Origin of the sequence: Clostridium sp. K13 (genome assembly GCF_019734195.1) — a bacterium.
In the GTDB taxonomy this organism is placed as follows: Bacteria; Bacillota; Clostridia; order Clostridiales; family Clostridiaceae; genus Clostridium.
Genome location: NZ_JAASHM010000013.1, coordinates 41,872 through 66,576, shown reverse-complemented (window position 1 = coordinate 66,576; position 24,705 = coordinate 41,872). Strand labels below are relative to the sequence as shown.

At 28.5% G+C, this 24,705-nt stretch carries 17 protein-coding genes and 1 pseudogene; 13 read left to right on the top strand and 5 right to left on the bottom strand.

The features are described 5' to 3' along the window. Positions 1–118 precede the first annotated feature (118 nt). The 3 genes from HCG76_RS09370 to HCG76_RS19530 are packed head-to-tail and all read left to right on the top strand — an operon-like array spanning position 119 to position 2,708. A complete protein-coding gene (locus HCG76_RS09370; RefSeq protein ID WP_221700084.1) occupies positions 119–1,420 on the top strand; it encodes an alkaline phosphatase family protein in 1,302 nt (433 codons plus the stop codon). Between the two features lie 10 nt (positions 1,421–1,430). Beyond that, positions 1,431–2,009 (top strand): MFS transporter, encoded by a 579-nt coding sequence (locus HCG76_RS19535; protein ID WP_370778044.1) that lies wholly within the window; start codon positions 1,431–1,433, stop codon positions 2,007–2,009. 12 nt (positions 2,010–2,021) lie between these two features. After that, positions 2,022–2,708: an MFS transporter gene (locus tag HCG76_RS19530; protein WP_370778836.1), complete on the top strand. Its 687-nt coding sequence runs from the start codon at positions 2,022–2,024 to the stop codon at positions 2,706–2,708. 360 nt (positions 2,709–3,068) lie between these two features. Here HCG76_RS19530 and HCG76_RS09360 read toward each other — a convergent pair whose 3' ends face one another. Continuing rightward, on the bottom strand, positions 3,069–3,905 hold the full coding sequence (locus HCG76_RS09360) for a patatin-like phospholipase family protein (RefSeq protein ID WP_221700083.1): 837 nt from the start codon (positions 3,903–3,905) through the stop codon (positions 3,069–3,071). 181 nt (positions 3,906–4,086) lie between these two features. Here HCG76_RS09360 and HCG76_RS09355 point away from each other — a divergent pair, with 181 nt between their 5' ends. The 4 genes and pseudogenes from HCG76_RS09355 to HCG76_RS09340 all read left to right on the top strand — a co-directional run bounded on the left by HCG76_RS09355 (position 4,087) and on the right by HCG76_RS09340 (position 6,645). Continuing rightward, positions 4,087–4,473 (top strand): zinc ribbon domain-containing protein, encoded by a 387-nt coding sequence (locus HCG76_RS09355; protein WP_221700082.1) that lies wholly within the window; start codon positions 4,087–4,089, stop codon positions 4,471–4,473. Between the two features lie 176 nt (positions 4,474–4,649). Beyond that, positions 4,650–4,967 (top strand): annotated as a pseudogene (locus HCG76_RS09350) (aminotransferase class III-fold pyridoxal phosphate-dependent enzyme); the annotation flags it as partial. A 136-nt stretch (positions 4,968–5,103) separates the two neighbouring features. Continuing rightward, positions 5,104–6,120, top strand: a complete 1,017-nt coding sequence (locus HCG76_RS09345; protein ID WP_221700080.1) for a D-alanyl-D-alanine carboxypeptidase family protein — start codon at positions 5,104–5,106, stop codon at positions 6,118–6,120. Positions 6,121–6,225: 105 nt separating this feature from the next. Further along, positions 6,226–6,645 (top strand): NINE protein, encoded by a 420-nt coding sequence (locus tag HCG76_RS09340; RefSeq protein WP_221700079.1) that lies wholly within the window; start codon positions 6,226–6,228, stop codon positions 6,643–6,645. A 358-nt stretch (positions 6,646–7,003) separates the two neighbouring features. On the opposite strand, the gene HCG76_RS09335 is transcribed toward HCG76_RS09340, so the two are convergent. Beyond that, a complete protein-coding gene (locus HCG76_RS09335; RefSeq protein ID WP_221700078.1) occupies positions 7,004–8,866 on the bottom strand; it encodes a carbohydrate-binding domain-containing protein in 1,863 nt (620 codons plus the stop codon). 310 nt (positions 8,867–9,176) lie between these two features. Between HCG76_RS09335 and HCG76_RS09330 the strand changes: the two genes are divergently transcribed. The 3 genes from HCG76_RS09330 to pulA all read left to right on the top strand — a co-directional run bounded on the left by HCG76_RS09330 (position 9,177) and on the right by pulA (position 14,302). Then, positions 9,177–9,929 carry a polyphosphate polymerase domain-containing protein gene (locus HCG76_RS09330; protein WP_221700077.1) on the top strand — a complete coding sequence of 251 codons (753 nt, stop codon included), beginning with the start codon at positions 9,177–9,179 and terminating at the stop codon, positions 9,927–9,929. Continuing rightward, positions 9,923–10,612 carry a DUF4956 domain-containing protein gene (locus tag HCG76_RS09325; protein ID WP_221700076.1) on the top strand — a complete coding sequence of 230 codons (690 nt, stop codon included), beginning with the start codon at positions 9,923–9,925 and terminating at the stop codon, positions 10,610–10,612. The genes HCG76_RS09330 and HCG76_RS09325 overlap by 7 nt, the downstream gene beginning before the upstream one ends. A gap of 258 nt (positions 10,613–10,870) precedes the next feature. Further along, on the top strand, positions 10,871–14,302 hold the full coding sequence (gene pulA / locus HCG76_RS09320) for a type I pullulanase (RefSeq protein WP_221700075.1): 3,432 nt from the start codon (positions 10,871–10,873) through the stop codon (positions 14,300–14,302). A 61-nt stretch (positions 14,303–14,363) separates the two neighbouring features. Here pulA and HCG76_RS09315 read toward each other — a convergent pair whose 3' ends face one another. From HCG76_RS09315 to HCG76_RS09305, 3 genes are all read right to left on the bottom strand, one after another. Continuing rightward, positions 14,364–14,573 carry a cold-shock protein gene (locus HCG76_RS09315; protein WP_195468633.1) on the bottom strand — a complete coding sequence of 70 codons (210 nt, stop codon included), beginning with the start codon at positions 14,571–14,573 and terminating at the stop codon, positions 14,364–14,366. Between the two features lie 61 nt (positions 14,574–14,634). Further along, complete coding sequence (locus HCG76_RS09310; RefSeq protein WP_221700105.1) at positions 14,635–15,372, bottom strand: tRNA 2-thiocytidine biosynthesis TtcA family protein; 738 nt, start codon at positions 15,370–15,372, stop codon at positions 14,635–14,637. 119 nt (positions 15,373–15,491) lie between these two features. Then, the gene (locus tag HCG76_RS09305; RefSeq protein ID WP_221700074.1) at positions 15,492–16,184 is read right to left on the bottom strand and encodes a Crp/Fnr family transcriptional regulator; all 693 of its coding nucleotides are present in this window, start codon (positions 16,182–16,184) and stop codon (positions 15,492–15,494) included. 158 nt (positions 16,185–16,342) lie between these two features. On the opposite strand from HCG76_RS09305, the gene HCG76_RS09300 reads away from it, so the two are divergent. From HCG76_RS09300 to HCG76_RS09290, 3 genes are all read left to right on the top strand, one after another. Next, a complete protein-coding gene (locus HCG76_RS09300) occupies positions 16,343–16,765 on the top strand; it encodes a DMT family transporter (protein ID WP_221700073.1) in 423 nt (140 codons plus the stop codon). Positions 16,766–16,780: 15 nt separating this feature from the next. After that, entirely contained in the window at positions 16,781–17,233 is a 453-nt protein-coding gene (locus HCG76_RS09295) for a DMT family transporter (protein WP_221700072.1), read from the top strand. Between the two features lie 270 nt (positions 17,234–17,503). Continuing rightward, positions 17,504–24,676: a glycoside hydrolase family 2 TIM barrel-domain containing protein gene (locus HCG76_RS09290; RefSeq protein ID WP_221700071.1), complete on the top strand. Its 7,173-nt coding sequence runs from the start codon at positions 17,504–17,506 to the stop codon at positions 24,674–24,676. Positions 24,677–24,705: the final 29 nt, after the last annotated feature.

Here is a 24,705-nt window from a genome sequence, read left to right as displayed (position 1 = left end):
TGCAATATATATAGAAAAAATGTTAAGATATAATCGTGAGGTAAAAATTTATAGAAAATTAACTTAAAATAAATATAAATATAATAATATATAAGTAGATTTATATTTGGAGGGCTTAATGAAAAATAAGTATATGATAGTAATATCTTTTGATGCAGTTTCTTGTGAAGATTTAGAAGTGTTAATAAAACTGCCTAATTTCTCAAAAATGATAAAAGAAGGCGCATTAATTAAAAATGTTGATAGTATTTATCCTTCTTTAACATATCCTGCGCATGCAACTATAGTAACAGGAAGATATCCTAAAAATCATGGAATTATAAATAATACGGTTATAGATTTTAAACATGATAATCCTAATTGGTACTGGTATAGTAAGTCAATTAAGGGAGATACAATTTACGATTTAGCAGAAAAACAGGGATTGAAAACCTGTTCCATTTTATGGCCTGTAAGTGGAGGAAGTAAAATTACTTATAATATGCCAGAGATTTGTTGTACTAGGAATTATGATAATCAAATTATAAAGTCAGCAATGGCAGGAAGTTTAATTTATCAATTTAAGATGAATAAAAGATTTGGATATTTAAGAAATGGTATTCAGCAACCTTATTTAGATAATTTTGCAGTTGAGGTAGCAAAAAAAACAATTAGAGAGAAAAAGCCTAATTTATTATTGTTACACTTAGTAGATGTAGATAGTCAAAAACATAACTATGGAACTAAAAGTAGTAAGGTTATTAAAGCATTAGAAAGACATGATAAAAGATTAGGTGAAATAATAGAAGTATTAAAATTTGCAGGAATTTATAATGATTCAACAATAATAGCATTAGGGGATCATTCGCAATTAGATGTTAAAAAGGCTGTTAAATTGAACTCAATATTATATAAAAATAATATTATAAAGCTTAAAAATAATAAAATAAAAAGTTATATGGCGATAGCAAAAAGCTGTGATGGAAGTTCATATATTTATTTGAAAGATAAAAATGATAATAATACTAAAAGAAAAATAAAAGAATTACTTAACCAGTTAAAAAATGAAGTAGATAGTCCTATAGAAGAAATTTACGAAGGAAAAGATATAAGTGATTTAGGAGCGGATACTGAAGCAGATTTCATGGTAGAGGCAAAGGAAGGATACTATTTTGTAGATGAAGTTTTAGGTGAAACTGTAGAAGAGGTATTAAATATTGATGGTTGTAAAATAAAACATAAAATAAGTGGAGCACATGGATATTTACCATCTAGAAAAAATTATAAAACATTTTTTATTGCTGCAGGGAAAGGTATAAAAAAAGGGGTGGTACTAAAAAGTGGAAAGTTAATAAATCATGGGCCAACAATAGCTAAACTTATGGACTTGAATTTAGATAACATAGATGGAGAGGTAGAAGAAAGAATATTAAATATTTAGGGGGAAGAGAATGGGGAAAATAAGTAAAGGTGAAAAGAGCTGGATTTTATATGATTGGGCAAATTCTGCATATTCAATGACAATTACTTCAACTATATTACCTATATATTTTAAAATGGTTGCAGAACAAGGGGGAATGAAGTCATCAACTTCTACAGCATTATGGGGATATACTATATCTATAGCAACGTTTATAGTAGCTATGATTGCACCTATATTAGGAAATATTGCAGATTATAAAGGAAATAAGAAGAGGTTATTTAATTTATTTTTTATATTAGGATTAGTTTCTACGATATTTTTGATATTTGTACCTGAAGATGCACCAGTATTTTTATTGATAGTATATACTTTAAGCACAATAGGATTCTGTGGAGTAAACGTTTTTTATGATGCTTTTTTAGTAGATGTTACTACTGAAGATAGAATGGATTACGTATCTTCTATGGGATATGGTATGGGATATATAGGTAGTACTATTCCTTTTATTATTTGTATTATTGTAGTTTTATTATCTCAAAATGGAATTATACAAATAAGTGTGCCATTAGCATGTAAAATTACATTTCTAATTACTGCTTTATGGTAGGGAGGATTTACAATTCCTTTATTAAAGAATGTTAATCAAAAATATTATGTTAAAAAGCAAAGTCAGATAATAAAAAACTCTTTTAAGGATTTACTTAATACATTGAGAAAGATAAAGAAGGATAAGGCTATATTATTATTTTTAAGTGCATATTTCTTTTATATAGATGGTGTACATACCATAATTGGTATGGCAACTTCATATGGAACAGACTTGGGAATATCAATGACAGCATTACTTATAATATTGCTTTTAACACAATTTGTTGCTTTTCCTTTTACGATTATTTATGGAAAGCTTTCAGAAAAGTATGGTGGCAAAAAGTTAATATTAGTTGGAATAGTAACATATGCATTAATTTGCTGCTATGGTTATTTTATTAAAACTGCAGTAGATTTTTGGATACTAGCAATGTTAGTTGGATCAGCACAAGGTGGTATACAAGCTATTTCAAGATCATATTTTGCAAAACTTGTTCCAAAGGAAAAATCTGCAGAGTATTTTGGTTTTTATAGTATTTTTGGAAAGTTTGCAGCAGTTTTAGGACCATTCTTAGTTGGAGTTGTAACTCAAATAACAGGAAAGACCAATAACGGAATTATAAGCTTAATAATATTATTCATTATTGGTGGGCTTATTATGATTAGGGTTCCGGACTTAGATAAGAAAATAGTAGTTGAAGAGAATAAAACTATGTAGAAGTTGAAATAAACTGCGAACTAAAGCTTAAGTCTGCAATTTAAGCCGAATTTTCCTAAAGTTAACGACTTGTAATACAAATTTGTAGCAGGAGTCGTTAACTATAAGTTGGGAAACTAAGAAAAACAGTGAAGAGAAAAAATGAAATATTAATTTGGAGAGAAGCATTGAAATTAAGCTGTAGAATTTAATAATTGATGTAGTAAAATTAGCGTGAAGAAGTTTTTACTGTTTGACGCGCTAGCTAGTTTAAAAACTTTAGCAAATTTTATGGAATCAATTATATAAATTCAAAGTGAAAATTTCACCGCTTCCCGGAAAAGTAATATTCCATTTTTCGTTCTCACTGTAGTTCGCAGTTTATTTAAAAAGTGATTTTATTTTATCTAAGTGTTTTATAGCCATTTCATAACCGTGCTGATAATTAGATTGAAGTTTATTAGTATCTTTTTCAAAACTTTCTAGTTTATAGTCCGGTCTTAATATTATTGCCTTGCCTTGCTTTTCAAGTTCTTCACAGAATTTTACTGTAGCATTATAATTTTCATGACGAGTTAAAAATGCATCTTTTAAATTAGGGTATTTATTGCTTAGCATTTTAGATACAAATACATTTTTTTTACTTAATTCTTTTCTATATCCAGTTGGTTGAGTAAGAATTATTAAATGTTTTTTATTACCATCTTCAATAGCTTTTCTCACAGGAATTGGATCGCAAAGACCACCATCATAATATTCATTATTATTTATTTTTATAACAGGAAAAAATATTGGAATAGCACATGTTGCTCTAAGTAATGTAGCTTTATCATCAAGTTCTTTTCCATCTAAATATTCAGTTTCCCCAGTTTTTGCATTAGTAACTCCAACTAGGACTTTACCAGGATATTTTTTATATGTATCCATATCAAATGGTACTAATTTATTAGGTATTTCATCAAAAACAAAATCTAGTCCAAATAGACTTTTGCATTTCAAGAAATTTCCGTATCCTAAATATCTTTTATCATTTCTATATTTCATTAGTATTTCTAAATTTCTTCCTTTTTGTTTTGAAAGATAGGATACTCCATTAGTTATTCCAGCAGATACACCGATACAGTAAGGAAAACTTATATTATTATCTAATAATGCATCTAGTATTCCAGCTGTAAAAATAGGTCTAAGGGTTCCTCCTTCTAAAATTAAGCTAGGCATAAATATACTCCTTTCAAAAGTTATTATTTATTTATTATAAATTAAAAAAATATCTAATACAAATTATAGTATAAGAAATTTATAAATAAAGTTATAGTTTAATAAGTTGTAAAATTGAATTATAATAAGTATAAAATAATTAAATTTTAATATATAAGGTTCTACGAAAAGAGGTATAGAAATGTTTTTCATAGGGATATTTGGTATTGATAGTAAAGAGAAGGAAATTAAGAACTTAATAAATTCATATTGTAAAAAATGCAATATATCTAGTGATTTGACATTGATAAAAAGTTTTACTTTTTTTCATTTTTTCTTTATTCCACTATTTAAATGGAATGAAAATTATTATGTAGTTTGTAATAAATGTGGCTCAATTTATAGTATTCCAAAAGAAAAGGGAAAAGCAATAGAAAAAGGGGAAAATATTGAAATTACATATTGGGATCTTAATGAAGTAAAAAATAGTTATGGAGATTATTATTCAGTAAAAAGATGTTCAAAATGTAATAAAGAAGTTGAAAATGGTTTTGAATATTGTCCATATTGTGGAGAAAAAATAAAATAGAAGATTTGTCCATGATGGACAAAAAATGTTATATATAGTTATATAAGAAAATAATATATATTGATATAATATTAATTATACAAATATGTCTTTATCAAGTAGATGAAGGCATATTTTTTTATTTGTTAATAGATTTTAAGTATTTAAAAATATTTTAATAAAAATAAAGAGGAATGGAAAAATCATTTAAACTGGGTGATTATATAGTAGGAAGATTAAATGAGATAAAAGAAAAGTATGATGTAATAGGTGATGTTAGAGGACTTGGTTCTATGATAGGATTAGAATTAGTAAAAGATAAAAAAAGCAAGGAACCTGCACCAGAATTATTTAAGGAAATAATAAATAGTTGTTTTAAAGAGGGGGTAATACTAATAAATACTGGGCTATTAAGTAATGTTATTAGATTTTTAGCACCACTTGTTATGACAAAAGAGCAAGCAGAATACGGAATGAATGTTCTAGAAGGGGCAATTAGTAAAGCTAATAAGTAATAATATTTATATAAAAAGAGGTATATTGTAAAAAAATATTTCTTTTTTTTGAAAAAATATTATAAATTTATATAAAAATGTATTATAATAAACAAGTAAATTTGGAGAAATGTACTAAAAATGGATGGGGATAAGCATGAATAAAAAATTAATAGGAAATATTATATTAGTATTTTTTATAAGTATTTTTATGTATATTTTAATGGTTAATAGGCCTAAAAATATAGTAATAAAAGTTGATGGAAAGATTATAGAACATAAAAGTACTGCTAAAAATGTTAAAGAAATAATTGATGAGGCAAATATTGAATTAAATGAAGAAGATAAAATTAATTATAGACTTGATGAAAAAATAATTAATAATCAAGAGATAGTAATAAATAGAATTTATAGTATAGATGAAGAAGTAATTGAAGAAATTGATTTTAAAGAAGTAATAGTTAAAGACTATAAGACTGCCATTGGAGAAAGTAGAGTAATTTGTGATGGGATTAAGGGAGAAAATAAAAAGAGTTATACAGTAACTTATGAAGATGGAAAAGAAATTGATAGGATCTTAAAATCTGAAGAAATAATTAAAGAACCTACAGATAAGGTTGTGGCAGAGGGGATTTTTGAAGAAAATAGCTTAACTGTTTGTGTAAATAAAAATAGAAGAATATCTTCTGATTACGAACCAGAGGATTTAATTTTACCTAATGTACGAGCTATGAATAGTGAAAGTAGTTTATATATGAGAAAAGAAGCGGCTTTAGCATTAGAAAATTTATTTAATGCTGCTGAAGAGCAAGGATTATATTTATATGCAACATCAGGATATAGGTCTTATAGTACACAGAAAAGTATATATAATCCATATAGCGGATATTCAGCTCCGCCAGGTGCTAGTGAGCATCAATTAGGATTAGCAATGGATGTAACATTGCCTGAATATGGCTCAAGACTTTATGTTAAATTTGGGCAAAGTGAAGAGGGAATATGGTTAAGAGAGAATGCATATAGATATGGTTTTGTTATAAGATATTTAGAGGGAAAAGAAGATATAACAGGATATAATTATGAACCTTGGCATATCAGATACTTAGGGGAAGAGCTTGCAAAAGAGTTATATGAAAGAGGGATTACACTAGAAGAATATTATGGTGATTACTAACTTTTAACTTATATAATTTTCATAATAGTAATTAATTTATTAATCCTATAAAGAGAAAGTTAATCATATAATTTTAATAACCATAATTGAGAGGGGGAAGATGTTATGTATTGTAGGGATTGTGGTCAGCTTATAAGCAACGATAGTTTAAGGTGCACAAACTGCGGAACTAAAAAAGGTTTGGGTGATAATTATTGCTACAAATGTGGATCACGAATAAAAAGTCATAATATTGAGATTTGTCAGTTTTGTGGTGCAAAGTTAAATAATAATATTACTGAATTAGATACAGAAATAAAAAATAAATTACTAGCTGGTTTATTAGCACTTTTCTTAGGTGGTATGGGAATACACAGATTTTATTTAGGATATATCAAAATAGGAATAATACAATTGTTATTATGGTTTTTAGGTTATTTTACAAATGGAATAACCTGGGGGATGGTTCAAATATGGGCAATGGTAGAATGTATATCAATATTTTCAGGAAAAATAAAAGATTCTAATGGAAATCCTTTAGAATAAATATTTAATTAATAAAAATACGGTTAAAAAACCGTATTTTTAATCTTCCACTGTAATTTCTTTCTTTTTTACTACAAAGAAAGCCAGTATAAGATATACTAAAGTTAAAGCAGCTGTTGATACAAATTAAATATTCATAAAGGTACTATTTAAAAAACGTATAAATGCACCTAAAAGAAATACACTTGCAATTACAATTGTATTATAATCTTTATCTTTAGTTGATGACGTAGTAATAAAATCACCTCATAGAATTTCTTATATACAATTATATTTTTATAATTAAAGAAACAATATACTATAAAAAGAATTGTGCTAAACTTTAAACACAATTCTTAATATTATCTAATATAAAATTTTAATTTCTAGGCCTTTTATTTCCACCCATGTTTCCAGGCTTGTTATTATTTCCACCGGAACCTACAGTACTTGAAGTAGTTGAAGTAGTAAAGCTACCAACCTCACTTCCTCCAGAAGAATTTCCATTTGTATATAATCCATCTAGTGATTGGTCAGTTGAAGTACCACCAGAATAAACAATATAGTTAGTATTACTTTGTAAATTAGGAGATGACACTATTACTGATTGATATGCTTTTGATGGCGCAAAGGTAATTATATCTTTACCATTTTCATTTTTTATACTAATTAAAGTATTTGCTGATTGTGAAGATGTAAAGATATTAACAAAGTTTTGTTTAGAAGAAGTACTTGGTGATTGAGACATTCCAGAGCTACCAGCGGCAATAAACAAACCACCATTTATATTACAAGTTGAATCATAATCTAAAGCTCCATTACCACTATTTTCAGGACCATTTACAAGCACAGTACCGTCATTAATTTCAATAGATCCATTTGCATCAATACCATCACCAGATGAATCTACATAAAGATATCCACCGTTAATAGTAATAGTTCCACCACTAGAAGAGCTAAAGTTATTCTGTCCAGGTCTACCATTAATAGATGAAGAATCATTTCCACCAGCTGCATTTAACCCATCATCACTTGCAATAAGATGAATAGTACCATTATTAATTGTTATAGATGTACTTTCAATTCCTTCATAAGATTTAGCAATATTTATATCTCCACCATTTATTTCAAGGTTAGTATCAGAATGAATTCCATCATCACCAGATGAAATTTCAAAAGTGCCTCCATTAATTATTAAACTATTATTTGAATGAAGAGAATCATCAGAAGAATCTATATTAAAATTACCACCATCAATTGATATATTATTTACTGCTTTAATTGCTTTTGCACTACTAGTATCAGTTGTAGAACTAGAAGTACTATTACTATTTCCCCATTGCCCCCATGGATTTTGCATATTATCGGTTTTACTACTACTATTAATGCTACCACCACCAGATACAATATTAATAGTACCATCAGTTATATTCACATTTGTTTCAGCTTGAATTCCATCATTAGTAGAAGTTATATTTAATGTTCCACCTTCAATTAAAACATAGCCTTTTGAAGTATCTTCGGTATTAGTTGATTTTAAACCATCACCAGAAGCATTAACATTAATATTTCCACTTTTAATAGTTATAGAATCTTTTACCATTAGTCCATCATCGGCAGAAGTTACAGAAATATTTCCACCTGTTATTTTTAAATCATCCTTACTACTTATACCATTATTATAGTTAGCAGTAACATTTAAAGAACCAGTACCCTTAATAGTTAAGTCATCTTTACTAAATATTGCTGCATTAGGCTCATCAGTAGATGTATCTTCAAAATCATATGTTTCACCATCAGTAATAGTATTTTGGGTACTATCAGGTAAAACTATTATTGCATTTTTAGCTGATTTAACATAAATTGGTGCACTATTTGAACAAGTTAAACTTACATTATTAAGAACTAAATAAACATTTTCTTCAGATGCACTATCAATAATTATTTGACTATTAGAAGAAGTCCCGCTGATTACATAAGTACCTCCATTATTAATAGTAACCTTATTATCAGTTACGGTTGCTCCATTACCATTAATATTTATTATATCTCCTAATGTAATAGATGCTGTTACATCACCTAATTCTTCATCTAAAGCTACATCTTCATTATTTATATTTTCAATATTCTCAGTAGACTCAATAACTGAATTAGTATTATCATTTGTAGTTGTTTTTGAACAACCTATTGAATTTATACATAAAGAAACAATTGTTAAAGCTAAAATAAGTTTTTTCTTCATAATTTCCTCCCAATACTTCAATAAAATTATTTATTACATAAAAGTAAATAAAAATTCTACTTAATCAAAATTCATAAAATAATATTATCAGGTAAACCTTAAATTAATCTTAAGTGAGACTCCAAATTTTAATTTGGTTAGTCGAACTTACTCCTACGACTGGAAGGAGTAGTGAGTTTCTTAAATTACTCCAAATTTTAATTTGTTTAGTGAAAGTTAAAATTAAGTTAAACAATTTAAGATTTTTTTAAGGTTGGGATTTTATAATAACATTAAACAATCCAGTTGAGGAATTGGGGGAGGGTATGTAATGGCAATAAAATCATTTAAGAGATATGAAAAGAAATATTTATTAAGTCAAATTCAATATGATGAGCTTATAAAAAGATTAAATGAATATATGGAACCAGATGAGCATTGTAAAGATGGAAAAAACTATAGTATTTACAATATTTATTATGACACAAAAGACAATCAAGTAATTAGACATTCTATATCTAAGCCGTATTATAAAGAAAAGCTTAGATTAAGAAGCTATAAGGTTCCAAAGGAAAAGGATGATAAGGTGTTTTTAGAACTAAAAAAGAAAATCAGTGGAGTTGTTAATAAGAGGCGTGTAGTATTAACTTTGAGTGAAGCCTATAAATTTTTAGAGTTAGGAATAAGACCAGAGAAAAGTGACTTTATGAGTAATCAGGTATTAAATGAAATAGAATATTATTTAGATAATAACAAGGTTACACCTAAAGTTTATATAAGTTATAGTAGAAGGGCATTTTTTTCTAAGAGTGATAGAAATTTTAGATTAACATTTGATTCAAAAATAATTACAAGAAGAGACTATTTATTTTTAGAGTCTGGAAGTTTTGGAGATGAACTTCTAGATAAAAATCAATATTTAATGGAAGTTAAAATTTTAGGTGCAATACCATTATGGTTAGTGGAGATATTATCAGATTTGGGAATATATAGTGCTAAGTTTTCTAAATATGGTAATGAATATATGAGATATTGTTTAAAGAAAAATAAAGTTAGTGAAATGAGGAGAGAAAAAATATGTTAGAAACGATAATTGCAACAACAAATGGAGAGTCATTTACTTTAGCAAATGCATTGATAGTTATAGGTGCATCAATATTATTAGGCTTTGTTATTAGTTTAGCTTATATGTATACACATAAGAAAGAAGGATATGCACCAGGTTTTACATTAACATTAATAATGCTACCTGTAATAATTTCAATAATAATTCTTTTAGTAGGAAACAATGTTGCAAGGGCATTTAGTTTAGCTGGAGCCTTTTCAATTATTAGATTTAGAAGTGCCCCTGGAGATCCAAAAGATATTGCTTATGTATTCTTTACTTTAGCAATTGGGTTAGCTTGTGGTATGGGATATATTGGATATGGTGTTATAGTTACTATAATATTATGTGCAGTTATGATTATTTTAGATAAGCTTAAATTTGCAATGCCTAAAACAAAGAGTATGAAGCTCAAAATTTTAGTGCCAGAAGATTTAAATTATGAAGGAGTTTTTGATGATATTTTAAATAAGTATTCAACTTCATGGGTAATTGAAAGCGTTAGAACAAGAGATTTTGGTGCATTATTTGAACTTTGTTATAGAGTTCATTTAACTGAAGATATAAGCCAAAAGAAATTCATTGATGAAATAAGATGTAAAAATGGAAACTTAAATATAGCATTAACTTCAGCTGGGTTAGAAGAAAAAGTGTATGTATAAATAATAAATTTTAAGAAAAGACGATTATGTATTAATCGTCTTTTTGTGTATAGAAAATAGTTGTTTTTAAGGAATCTGATAAAATAAAATTTTAATATATGTGAAATTATTTAAAAAAATTATGATTTAAGGTGAAGAAAATAATATGAAATTTCACAATGTAGAAAATGTTTACAATAGTTGTTTGTATACTTATAATGAATTATGTAAAATAACTTATTAAATATTGTTTTAATAAGCATAATGGGAGGAAAATTTATGAGAAAATTTAAAAGAGCTTTAGCAGCAGTATTAAGTTTAATAATGTGTATAGCATTTATTCAACTGCCACTTTCTGTACAAGCTGAAGAAAATTCGGAAATAAGTGTTAAAGCATCAGAAGAGGTTTATGTAAAGATTAGATATAATAGACCTGATGGAAATTATGATGGATGGAACCTTTGGGTTTGGGAAGCTGGAAAAGATGGTAAGCGCATTGACTTTATAGGAGAAGATGAAGATGGTAAGTTTGCTGTTGTAAAAACATCAAAGGATGCAGATCAATTAGGATATATACTTCGTAGAAGTGAGCAAGGTAATGAATGGACTGAAAATTATTTTGGATCAGATAAGTTTGTAGATTTATCAGCTGGTGACACAGAAGTTGTTATTAATCATAAAGAGGATAATAAGGATGTAGAACTAAAGAAAATAAATAGGGATTTTGAAAAAGTAACTTTAAATTTACATTATTATAGATTCAATAATGACTATGATGAATGGGATGTATGGGCTTGGTTAGATCCAAATCATGGTGGTAATGGACATGCGTTTAATGGTGAAGATGATTTTGGAAAAACTACTTCAATAGTATATGAAAATGTAGTAAATGCCAAAGAAGCTGGAATCGGTATCATTATCAGAAAACCAGATTGGTCAGCTAAGGATATTGAATTTGATAGATTCATTAATTTAGCATATGCCAATAATAATGGTGAAATAAATGCTTACTTAGTACAAAGCAATTCAGAAATTGTTTTTAGAGCAGAAGATGCTGTTAAAGATCTAGCAATTACATCTGCTAAAATAGATTCATTAAATGAAATTAGCTTTACTACTAATGTAAAAATGAGTAAAGATTTAACTATAGAAAATGTTACTTTAAAAGAAAATGATGAATTAATAAAAGTTAAGAGTTTAGATATAAATGAGAATCTAATTTCAGGTAAAATAGTGACTGAAAAAGAATTAAGTTTGACTAATGAATATAATTTAGAGATAGATGGATATACTGGAAAATTAGTAACATTAGGAAAGATATTTAATTCTCAAGAGTTTGAAGATTTATATCATTATAATGAAGAATTAGGAGCTTTATATTCAAAAGATAAGACAAGTTTTGTATTATGGTCTCCAACTGCAACAAGTGTAAAATTAGCATTATTTGATGCTGGGAATGGTGTAGATGCAAAAGAAATTAAAGAAATGACTAAGGGCGAAAATGGTATTTGGACTTTAGATGTTAATGGAGATTTAAATGGAAGTTACTACACTTACTTAGTGACTAATAATGGAGTAGAAAAAGAAGTTACAGATCCATATGCAAAAGCTGTTGGAGTAAATGGTAATAGAGCAATGGTTATTGATTTAGATTCAACTAATCCAGAAGGTTGGGAGAATGATGTAAAGCCAGAGTTTGTAGATGCTACAGATGCTATAATTTATGAGTTACACATAAGAGATTTTACTATTGATTCATCATCAGGTGCTTCTATGGAAGTTCAAGGCAAATATAATGGTGTATGGGAATCTGGTACAACTTTATTTGGTAATGGAGATATTAAAACAGGAGTTGATCACTTAAAGGAATTAGGTATAACACATTTACATTTATTACCTACATTTGACCATAGATCAATTGATGAAACTAAGTTAGATAAGGCACAATACAATTGGGGATATGATCCTCAAAACTATAATACACCAGAAGGTTCTTATTCTTCAGATCCATATAGTGCAGAGGTTAGAGTAGAAGAATTTAAGAAAATGGTAATGGAACTTCATAAAGCGGGAATAAGAGTAGTTATGGATGTAGTTTACAATCATACAGGAGCTACAGCAGATTCACACTTAAATTTAGCTGTTCCAGATTATTATTATAGACAAAATGAGGATGGCGGATTCTCTAATGGTTCAGGATGTGGTAATGAATTAGCATCTGAACGTTCAATGGTTAGAAAAATGATGGTAGATTCAGTTAAATATTGGGCTGAAGAATATCATATTGATGGATTTAGATTTGACTTAATGGCACTTCATGATATAACAACAATGAAGGAAATAAGAAATACTTTAAATGAAGTTGATGATAGTATATTAATTTATGGTGAAGGATGGACTGGTGGAGGTACACCATTACCTAGCGAAGAACAAGCATTAAAGGTTAATACTATTAAATATGGAGATTTACAAATAGCTGCTTTTAGTGATGATATGAGAGATGGAATTAAGGGTCATGTATTTGAAGATACTACGCCAGGATTTATAAATGGATTTAGTGGTCTTGAAGATGTTATTAAATTTGGTATAGTTGCATCAACTAAAAATGATCAAGTTGAATATACTGGTGGACCAAACCAATATTCAGGATATGGTACAACAGCATGGGCAAATCAACCATACCAAACAATAAATTATGCATCAGCACATGATAATCTAACTTTATGGGACAAATTACAAACTACTAATCCTGATGCAACTGAAGAAGAACTTTTAGCTATGAATAAGATGTCAGCAGCACTTGTATTAACATCACAAGGGATTCCTTTCTTCCAAGCAGGAGAAGAAATAGCTAGAACAAAGGTTAATGAAGATGGAAGCTTTAATCATAATAGCTATAATGCATCTGATAGAGTAAATAAGATTGATTGGACTAGAAAAGAAGAATATAACGATTTATTTGAATACTATAAGGGGTTAATTTCCTTAAGAAAAGCTCATAAATCATTTAGAATGAATACTACAGCTGATATACAAGAAGGTCTTAACTTCTTAGAGGTTAATGAAGAAAATGTTGTAGCATATACTTTAAATGGTGAACAAACAAATGACTCATGGAATGATATTGCTGTAATATTTAATTCTAATGATAGTGAAGTTGAAGTTGAATTACCTTCAAGTGATTGGACAGTAGTAGTAAATGAAGAAAAGGCTGGAGTTAAATCATTAGGAACTATAGAAGGTAGTAAAATAAATGTTCCTGCAAAAGCATCATATGTTTTAGTAGATACTAAGAGTTATAATGATTCTATAGAAGATGATACAACAGATGGAAATGAACCACCAGTAGATGAAAAACCAGAAGCAAATGAAAAACCAGTTATTAATGCTAAGGATTTAGTATTAAAGGTTGGAGATAACTTTGATGCTTTAAATGGTGTTACTGCATCAGACAAAGAAGATGGAGATCTAACTTCTAAAATTCAAGTTCTTGAAAATACAGTAAACACTAAAAAAGTAGGAGATTATAAGGTAACATATAAGGTTACAGATAGTGATAATAATGAAACAACATTAACTATAAAGGTAATTGTTAAAGCTAAAGCATTACCTATTACAGGAGGAGAAAATTCCTTAGTATTATTAGCTATAGCATTAGTAATTATTTCTTCCGGAGCATTTGTTATAAATGGAAGAAGAAAAAAAGCATAATATTCAATACTAAATAAAGTAGGAAAAAGTGGTAGAGAATAAAATTCATCTACCACTTTTTTTATAGTTTATGTACATTAATTGCCATAGGACCTTTTTGTCCATCAGCAATAGAGAATGATACATTTTCACCTTCATGTAATGTATTATCAGGTCCATTTTCTTTTAATTGTGAATGATGAACAAAAATGTCATTTCCATCATTAGCTGAAATAAAACCATATCCTTTTTCTACATTAAACCATTTAACTGTTCCTGTATAACTTGACATAAAAAATCTCCTTAAATATTTTATATTTATTCAAAGATTATTCTATGTAAATAATTAAATTTTATTCTTTAGAATTGATTTTATCAATTTCTTGCTTGTCCCAAATAAATAGTTGTTCACTATTATTTAAAGCAGAAAATAGTTTCTCTTTAAGATTAGGAAAATCACCATTAAGATTTTTAATTAATTCCTTAACATCTTGTCTTTTGGTATGACCATCTGCAGGACATGGGTTTATTATTATTGGATAACTATAATCTTTAACAGCTTTTTTTATCATATACTCATCAATATATACCATTGGTCTTATAATAGTTAAATTATATTTTTCCATATATGATTTTGGAGAGAAGCAATTAATTCTTCCTTCATAGAACATTGTCATAACAAAGGTTTCAACAGCATCATCTTTATGATGTCCAAGTGCAACCTTTGTACAGCCAAGTTTTTTAGCTGCATCATTTAACGCACCACGTCTCAATTTAGCACAAAGGGAGCATGGATTTTTTTCATTTCTTATATCAAAAACAATTTTTGCAATATCAGTTTGTATTTCATAAAATGGAACATCTATTTCTTTACATAATGTATGAAGAGGACCATTATCAACATCACCTGGATTTAATGTAATTGCAATAAGTTCAAATTTTACTGGAGAAAATTTTTGAAAGTTTTTTAATATATGAAGGAGTGTCACACTGTCTTTTCCACCAGAAAGCCCAACGGCTATTTTGTCATTTTCTTCTATCATATTGAAATCATTTATAGCTTGTCTAGTTTTGCTTAATAATTTTTGCATCATATGTTTTGACCTCCATTTTTTTATCATTAGTATTTTATCAAAGGTTGTTTTATTTCACAAATGAATTTATGAACTAAAATTGAAATATATAGAATAACTATTTGAAATTTAATAGATTAATGTTTATATTCATCTGTAGCTAAATCTTTTAATTTATCAAGATTAAGAATTTGTATTGAATTTTTAGCCTTTTTTATTATTTTTTCATCACTAAGATTTTTAATTACCCTATTTAAATGACGATAACTTGATCCAAGAAGGTCTGATAAATTATTTATACCATCTATATCCACAACTAGATCCTTTGAGGTATTAGATGGAAGTGATGATATTAAATAACTAGCAAATCTATTTTCAATTGGAGAAAGTATATTTATACTCATATAGCTAGAATTACGTCTAAGCTTTTTTTGGAGTGAAGATATTATAAATCTTAAAAATACAGGATCATCATAACCATAATCTTTAATTTTAGATATAGGTAAAGCAAGACAAATACAATTTTCTAAAGCTTGTACATTACAATCTGCATATGGATTTTCAATAAATTCAATATCACCCATAATAGAAAGTGGAGTATTAAAGCAAAGTAAAAGAGATTTTCCGCTAGACAAAAGAGTTGTAACCTTATATTTTCCATCAACTAAAAAGTACATATATAAAAGTTTTTCATTTAAAGTACAAAGGAATTCATTTTTATTAAAAGTATGAATCTCTATATAGTTTAGTAAATTGTTATTTAAAAAATTATTTAGTGTATGTTTTTTTATGTAATATTCAAGTAAAATAGGATTATTTAGTTTTTTCATAGTATCTCCCTTAAACTAAAAATAGTTATATGTATAGCATAAATAAAATATTTATCTAAAAAGATTATACTATTAAATTAAAAATAGGACAAATGTCCTAGTTGCTAGATGTAAGTATCTGATAAGATGTTTTTAGAAATTTTACTGGAGGAATTTGAATGTATAATATTTTAGCACTAGCTATAGGGGCAATTATTTCTATAATGATTTCTTTTAATAGTGGATTAGAAAGTTATGTTGGAAGTGCATATTCTGTAGTGATTATTCATGCAATTGGACTTATTGCAATACTTATAGTTGCAGCAATTAAAAAAGAAAAAATAGTTATAAGGGAAAGCTTACCTTTCTATTTATATCTTGGAGGTATATTTGGAGTATCACTTACATTAGTTAATATAATAACAATAGGAAGTATAGGAGTTGCATTAACAACAGCATTAGGTGTATTTGGGCAATTAATATTTTCATCTTTAGTGGATCATTTTGGATTGTTTGGATTAACTAAATATGAATTTAATCCTAAAAAGATTGTAGGATTTTTAATAGTTTTTGTTGGGTTAGTTATTATGACAATGGCATAGGGGAGGTAGTATAATATGTTAATGATTTTATTAGCCATGTTTGGAGGAGTATTAACTACTTTATCTATGGTAGTAAGTTCAACAATAGGAAAGAAAGTTGGTTTAATTCAAAGTACAATAATTCATTATATAGGTGGACTTGTAGGTGGAGTATTTATTTTGATAGGCTTAGGAAGTAGTTCAGTACCAGCAATTTTAGAGATGAGTAAAATGCCATTATATATTTTCTTAGGCGGAATTATGGGAGTTATAGTAGTATATACATCTAATATAGTAATTCCTAAGATTCCAGTGGTATATAGTACATTATTAATGTTCTCAGGTCAAATGTTATGTGCAATTATTATAGATGCAATTGTTATGGGAGACTTTTCATGGCAAAAGCTTATAGGAGCTATAATTGTGATATTGGGTATTTTTTATAACTCTAAAGTAGATGCAAAAGAAAATAAAGAAGTAATAGAATAATAGTCAATCACATGTAGAAAATTAATAGTTTGTCATATTGGCAAAGTAAATATTAGAAATACATGTGATTTTTTTATTAGGTGATTTATAAAGGTAAGATATTATGTAACAGCTTATTAAAATAGAAGTGGTATATAATATATTGCGCAAATATAACAAAATATTGTTAAAAAATCATTAGATACATAAAAAAAATATGGGTAATATTGTAAAATGTTTATTAAGATAACGTAAATTATGTAAACGTTTATAAAGGGGGAGGTAAATAGTATGGTTAGAAGAAATAGGTTAATAACTACTGCGATATTAGTAGCTGTAGCAACTTCAGTTACTGGGCAAGCATTTCCTACTTATGCACAGGTTAATTTAGAGTTAAAGGCACCATCAACAAGCTATGATAAGAAAATTAATCCATGGATTGGTGAAAAAACACCAGAGTTGGTGCAAGCCGAAACAAAACTGGAAGTAGATGATGTGAAATTTACCAATAAAGAATATACTGGTACAACTTATACAGATTTAAATGGAAATAGTGTTAATGGTGCTAGTGTTTTTGGAATTAATAGAGAAGAAGTTACAACTTCAACAATTGGATATCATAATGTTGAGGAAGCAAGGCTTGGAGCTTTAAATTATGAAAAGGAAAGATCTAATTACTATCAACTTTTAAGTGGAGAAGGGAATGGATGGAATTTAACTGTAGTTCAAAATGCAGAGCAAGCTCAAAAGTTCTTAGATGATGGATTTATGAATCCTAATTATACTGTTAATGCTGAAGATGGATGGAAGGACGTTCAACTCCCAGCAAGTTGGACAAGTCAAGGATTTGATTTCCCAATTTATACAAACACTGAAATGCCGTGGCAAAATGAATATGATACCAATATTGCAGTTCCACAAGCACCAGTAAATTATAATCCAGTAGGATTATACAGAAAAACTTTTACAGTAAATGATGCAATGTATGAACAAGATGGTAGAATTTATATAGCTTTTGAAGGTGTTGAATCTGCTTACTATGTATACGTTAACGGTAAAGAGGTAGGATATAGTGAAGACACATTTAGACCACATAAATTTGATATTACAGATTACTTAAATGCACCAGGAGAAGAAAATACTTTAGCTGTAAAAGTTCATAAATTCTGTGATGGTACATGGATGGAAGATCAGGATATGTTCTATGATGGTGGAATATTTAGAGATGTTTATATAGAATCATCGCCTAATGTAAATATTTTTGATTATTCTGTAGTTACAGATTTAGATGAAAACTTTGTAAATGCAGATTTAAACTTATCTTTAAGAATAAAGAATTTTAATGCAAAAAAAGCTCTAGGTTATACAGTAGATGTAAAATTATTTGATGGAAATGGAGTTAATGAATTTGAAAAAGATCCAATGGTTATTAATGTTTCAGATATAGATGCTGAAGGTGAGGTAACTGTGGAGGCAAGTAAATTTGTTGAATCACCAGAGTTGTGGTCTGCTGAAAAACCAAACCTTTATACATTAGTAATGACAATAAAAGATGCTAATGGTAATGAGCTTGAAAGTATATCTCAACAATTAGGATTTAGAGAAATATCATTTACTAGATCAGATATTGATTCAAGTAATAATAATATAACTTCAAAGTATGAATCTATGACTATAAATGGACAACCTCTATTATTTAAGGGAACAAATCGTCATGATACTGACCCAGTATATGGGAAATATGTTCCAAAAGAAGTATATGAAAAAGATATAGAAACAATGAAGAGTTATAACTTAAATGCAATTCGTACTTCGCATTATGCTAATGATGAGTATTTATATTATTTAGCAGATAAATATGGAATGTATGTAATGGGTGAAACTAATGCAGAGTGTCATGCTCTTATGTGGGATCAAAATTCTGTAGCACAGTATTTAAAGCCTCTTACAATGGATAGAACAAATACTTCTTTCCAAACATTAAAAAATCAGACTTCAGTTGTAATGTGGTCTATTGGTAATGAAATGGGATATACAACAAATGGAGCTGATAATTTATATACTGATATGATTTCGCATTTTAAAGATAGAGATACAACAAGACCAGTTCATAGTGAAGGTCAAGGAAGAAATGGTGGAACAGATACAGATAGTAATATGTATCCCAATATAGATACAGTTAAAAGTAAGGCTGGAGAAGGTAAGATGCCATATGTCCTTTGTGAATATTCTCATGCTATGGGTAATGCCGTAGGTAATCTAAAGGAATATTGGGATGCTATAAGAAGTGGAGATAATATGCTTGGTGCATTTGTTTGGGATTGGGTTGACCAATCTAGGGCTAAGTCATTAGATGATCTTCCTAAGAGTTATAGAGTCACAGATAAAAGTATTCTTAATGCATCAGGTACAGTTTATGGAAGTAATGAAGTAAAGGATGCCGGTGAAGGTTCTTTAACAGGAAAATCCTTTGATGGATATACAGTAATGTCTAAAGATAATAATGCTAAATATAATGAAGTTTTATCTGGACAAGGAGCAGAATTTACTTTTGAAGCAATTGTAAATCCAAGCTCTACTGCAAAAAATAGTGTAATGCTTGCAAAGGGAGATTTACAAGTTGCTTTAAAGACTCAAAGCTCAGGTTCAGGATTAGAGTTCTTTGTATACAATAATGGTTCATGGATATCTTGTATAGCTGATTTTCCAGAAAATTGGGTTGGGAATTGGCATCAAGTAGCAGGGACTTATGACGGACAAAATTTAAAATTATATTGTGATGGAAAATTATTAAATACTAGACAATATAATGGTTCAATTTCAGCAAATAATGATGCTATAGGTGTTGGATATGATGTAACTCATGGAAGAGAATTTAGTGGAGATATGTCACTTGCACGTATTTATAATAAGGCTTTAACTGCAGAAGAGTTAATGGCTCAAAATAGTGTAACTCCAGCTATAAATGAAAGTTCAGAAAATGTTGTGTTATGGGTTGATTATGCTACAGGGCTTCAAGAATTACCATCTGAATATTGGGATTACTATTCAACTACTGATGAACATCAAGATTTATATAATGATTATATGGATGGTAAATTCTTTGGATATGGAGGAGACTATGGTGATAAGCCAAATTCAGGATCTTTTTGTGTTAATGGGTTAGTATCACCAGATAGAGATGTTCAACCAGAACTTTATGAAGTTAAGTACCAATATCAGAATTTCTGGTTTACAGCTGATGAAAATGAAATTCTTAATGGATATGTTAGCATTTATAACGAAAGTAGCTTTAGTAATTTAAATGAATATGATGTTACTTGGCAATTATTAGAGGATGGCAATGTTGTTGACGAGGGAATTATAAATGAAAGTGTTGAAGCTAGAGAAACTAAGGAAATAAAGATTCCTTATAATATGCCAACAGAAATTAAGGATGGAGCAGAATATTATTTAAATATATCAGTTAAATTAAAGAAGGATACATTATATGCTAAAGCAGGACATGAGGTATCTTATGAACAATTTAAAGTTCCAGCACAAGTAGCCATGGTTAAGCCAGAGATTAGTAGTGAGGTTACAGTTGATGATAGTTCAGAAAATGTAATTACAGTATCAGGTGAAGGTTTCTCATTTGAAATAGATAAGGCTACGGGCTTAATGGGTAATTACCTATTTAATGGCGAAGTTTTAGTTGAGGAAGGTCCAAAACCAAACTTTTTCAGAGCTAAATTAAATAATGATGCTGGTTATGATACGAATTGGAGAAATGCTACTAATGATATAGAGGTTAATTCAATAGAAACTTCTAAATTAGAAGATGGCAGAACAGTTATTACTTCAAAGCTTACTTTAAAAAGTGTTAATAATGCAATAGAAACTATAGTCTACACTATTAATGGTAATGGTGAAGTTACAGTTAATATGAGTATTGATGCAGTAGGCAATGGAATGGGAAGATATCCTAAGGTAGGTTCTACAATGGTATTGCCAGAAGGATATGAAAATGTAACTTGGTATGGTGATGGTCCCGTTGAATCTTATCAAGATAGAAATACTTTTGCTACAGTTGGATTATATAATGAAACTGTAAGTAACTTCTTCTATCCATTTTTAGAAACTCAAGATACAGGTAACTTAACTGGAGTTAAGTGGATTTCTGTTGAGAATGAAAATAGCAATAATGGATTATTAGTTGCAGGCAAGGATCAGTTAGAAGCTAGCGCACTTCATTTTACGGCAGAAGATCTTAATGATGCAAATCATCCATATGAATTAGGTGGACCAAGGGCAGAAACAATTTTAACTATAGATTATAAGTCACAAGGTAATGGTAATTCAAGCTGTGGGCCAGAGGTTTTAGATGCTTATAGGTTATATAATGATAAAGTTTATAGTTATGAATATACTATGGTTCCATATACTAAAAATCAAGATAAGATGGAATTAAGTAAGGGATGGAGAAATATTGAAAGTTTTGATAAGGAAGAATTTGATAAGCAAACAGCGCAAGTTGTAATTGATTCTATAGATAAGTTATTCATTTATTCTTACTCTCAATATGATGAGGTTATGGACTTAAAGTCAGCTTATGATAAGTTAAGTGATAGTCAAAAAGCTTTAGTAACTAATTATGATAAATTAACTGAAGCTATAAGTAAAGTTGAAGCTATGGAAGGGCAAGATCCAGCTTATATAAGAGACTTAAGTTTAAATGAAATTAATCCAATAATAACTACTACATCTAAGTTATATAAAGATGAAACTGTAGGAGTTAAACTTTCAGGTAAGTTACAGCTTAATAATAATAAAGGTACTGATGGTGCTGATATATTTAATAGTATATTTGCAGGTAAAAATGATTTTACTGTAGAGGCTTGGGTAAATCCAACTAGAACAGATATGCATTATAATATGATTATGGGTAAAGGTGATAGTAACTTTGGATTAAGAACTAGAGATAACTTAAATGGAAGTATAATTTTAGATTTCTTTATTAAGGCTACTGATGGAAACTGGTATACTGTTGAAAAAACTATTAATGTTCCAGATAATTGGATAGGAAACTGGCAACAAATAGTTGCAACTTATACAGGTAATGAGCTTAAGATTTACTTAAATGGTGAATTAATGGGTACATCTAATGAGAGAAGTACAGGAGGATTAGCTACTAATAATCAATCATTATGGCTTGGATATTGTCCTGAAACTAGTAGAAATAGTTCTTATGAAATAGGTGCTGCAAGAGTTTATAATAGAGCTTTAACAGATACTGAAGTAAAAGCCCAAAAGAATGGATTTATAGGAGAAACAGAATATGCAGTATTACCAACTGATGATTCTGTAGCAATGTGGTTGGATATGAAAAATATAGTTACTCCAGTAGCTACAGTTGATAAGAGTGAATTAATTAATCTTTATAATTTAGTTAAGGATTACAATAGTACAGGTTATACAGAAGCTAGTTTTGCAATATTTACAGAAGCCTTAAATAATGCTAAGGCTATAATTGATAATACAGATGCAACTACTGAAGAGGTAGATAATGCTATTAAATCTCTTAATGAAGCTATAGATGGACTTGAAACTATAGTTAATAAAGAAGGGTTAGAAGCTATTATTAATACTGCTAGGGATAAACTAAACAATTCATCTAATTTAACAGGTGCTTCAATTGCTTCATTACAATCTGCTATTGCTGAAGGAGAAGGTGTATTAAATAATATTGCAGCAACTGAAGCTGAAGTTGAAGCTGCAATAACAAGGTTAGTAAATGTTTTAAATAATCTAGATACTATTATTAATAAAGGATCCCTACAAGAGTTAATAAATAGTGCAGAAAGTAATTATAATGAAAAACTTTATACGCCTATATCTTATAAAGTACTAACTAGTGCAGTTGAAGAGGCTAAAAAAATAATAGATATAGAAAATCCATCAGAAGAAGCTGTAATTTCAAGTTACAACAGTATATTAGATGCTATAAGTAATCTAGTTGTAAGGGCAAATACTGTAGCTTTAAGTGATGCTATAGAGAGAGGGAATTTAATTTTAGCTAATATAGACAATTATGATAGTCAAACTGTAATTGGACTTGAGGATATAATTGCAAATGCAGAAATAGTATTAAATAATGCAAATGCCACTCAAGCTGAAATAAATGAAGAAACTACTAAGGTTAATGTAGCAATTGCTAAGGCACAATTAAAGCCAAGTAAAGCAGGATTAATTGAAAGAGTTGAATATGTTAAAAGTTTAGATTTAACTTTATATACTAATGCAACAGTAGAAAATTTACAAAAAGTATTAAAGGTTGCTGAAGTGGTAATTGAAGACGTTAATGCAACAAATAAGATGATAGAAAATGCAACAAAAGAGCTTAACAATGCCATTTCTGGATTAAAGCTTAAAACTGATAAAGTAGTATTAAAGTATGTTATAGATTATGCTAATTATCAAGTTTCTATAGGAGCTTTAGAAGATTTAGTTCCAATAGTTAAAAAAGAGTTTACAGAGGCGTTAAAAGAAGCTATTGATGTTTACGAAAATGTAAATGCTACAGCTTCTGATATTGACTTATCATATAAGAGATTGTTTAATGCTATAACTATGCTAGAGTTCAAGGCTGGAAATAAGGAAGAGCTTCAAGCACTTGTTACTTTAGTAGAAGCTTTAGACGAAAAAGAGTATACAGAAGAAACTTGGGGAAATTTAGTTGTTGCGATAGCAAAAGCTAATGAGGTAATTGCTGATGAAAATGCACTTCAGTATGAGGTTGATGAAGCTGTTGAAGCTTTAAAAGAAGCTGTAGCTAATTTGGAAAAGGTTGAGGTAAATAAAGATGCCTTAAATGCTCTTGTAAATTTAGTTAAAGATAAGAAGGAAGAGGAATATATAGCTTCAACATGGGAAGTGTTTAATAAAGCATTAAGTAATGCAAATAAGGTATTAGAAAATTCAAAGGCAACTGTTGAAGAAGTAGATGAAGCATATAATAGTTTATTAAGATCATATTTAAAATTAAGGCTTAATCCAGATAAATCAAAGTTAGAAGAATTAATAAATAAAGCTAATAGTATTGATTTATCAATTTATACTGAAGAATCATCAAGTAGAGTTAGAGCAGCTGTAGCTGAGGCTAAAAAGATAGTAGCAAGCAATGAAGCAGAAAAGGAAGACGTAGAAAAAGCAGTTAAAAATTTAGAAGTTGCTTTAAGCAGCTTAACAGAAAAGAATGATGGAGCAAATACTGAGATAAGTAATGGATCAAATAATAATGGGAATGAGGACAAGGATATTGCATCAAATACTACTTCATCAAACTCAAGCAATTCAAGCAATTCAAGTAATTCAAATAAGACAGGAAACTTGCCAAAAACAGGTGGAGCAAGTGGAGTAATGGCAGCATTAATTGGATTAACTACAATAATAGGTGGTGCTTTTTCACTTAAAAAGAAAAAATAATTAGGTTAAAACAAAAAAAGATGTAGAAA

Coding starts and splice junctions, on each gene's coding strand:
- HCG76_RS09370 (WP_221700084.1), top strand. CDS start 119: ATGAAAAATAAGTATATGATAGTAATATCTTTTGATGCAGTTTCTTGT.
- HCG76_RS19535 (WP_370778044.1), top strand. CDS start 1,431: ATGGGGAAAATAAGTAAAGGTGAAAAGAGCTGGATTTTATATGATTGG.
- HCG76_RS09360 (WP_221700083.1), bottom strand. CDS start 3,905: ATGCCTAGCTTAATTTTAGAAGGAGGAACCCTTAGACCTATTTTTACA.
- HCG76_RS09355 (WP_221700082.1), top strand. CDS start 4,087: ATGTTTTTCATAGGGATATTTGGTATTGATAGTAAAGAGAAGGAAATT.
- HCG76_RS09345 (WP_221700080.1), top strand. CDS start 5,104: ATGAATAAAAAATTAATAGGAAATATTATATTAGTATTTTTTATAAGT.
- HCG76_RS09340 (WP_221700079.1), top strand. CDS start 6,226: ATGTATTGTAGGGATTGTGGTCAGCTTATAAGCAACGATAGTTTAAGG.
- HCG76_RS09335 (WP_221700078.1), bottom strand. CDS start 8,866: ATGAAGAAAAAACTTATTTTAGCTTTAACAATTGTTTCTTTATGTATA.
- HCG76_RS09330 (WP_221700077.1), top strand. CDS start 9,177: ATGGCAATAAAATCATTTAAGAGATATGAAAAGAAATATTTATTAAGT.
- HCG76_RS09325 (WP_221700076.1), top strand. CDS start 9,923: ATGTTAGAAACGATAATTGCAACAACAAATGGAGAGTCATTTACTTTA.
- pulA (WP_221700075.1), top strand. CDS start 10,871: ATGAGAAAATTTAAAAGAGCTTTAGCAGCAGTATTAAGTTTAATAATG.
- HCG76_RS09315 (WP_195468633.1), bottom strand. CDS start 14,573: ATGTCAAGTTATACAGGAACAGTTAAATGGTTTAATGTAGAAAAAGGA.
- HCG76_RS09310 (WP_221700105.1), bottom strand. CDS start 15,372: ATGCAAAAATTATTAAGCAAAACTAGACAAGCTATAAATGATTTCAAT.
- HCG76_RS09305 (WP_221700074.1), bottom strand. CDS start 16,184: ATGAAAAAACTAAATAATCCTATTTTACTTGAATATTACATAAAAAAA.
- HCG76_RS09300 (WP_221700073.1), top strand. CDS start 16,343: ATGTATAATATTTTAGCACTAGCTATAGGGGCAATTATTTCTATAATG.
- HCG76_RS09295 (WP_221700072.1), top strand. CDS start 16,781: ATGTTAATGATTTTATTAGCCATGTTTGGAGGAGTATTAACTACTTTA.
- HCG76_RS09290 (WP_221700071.1), top strand. CDS start 17,504: ATGGTTAGAAGAAATAGGTTAATAACTACTGCGATATTAGTAGCTGTA.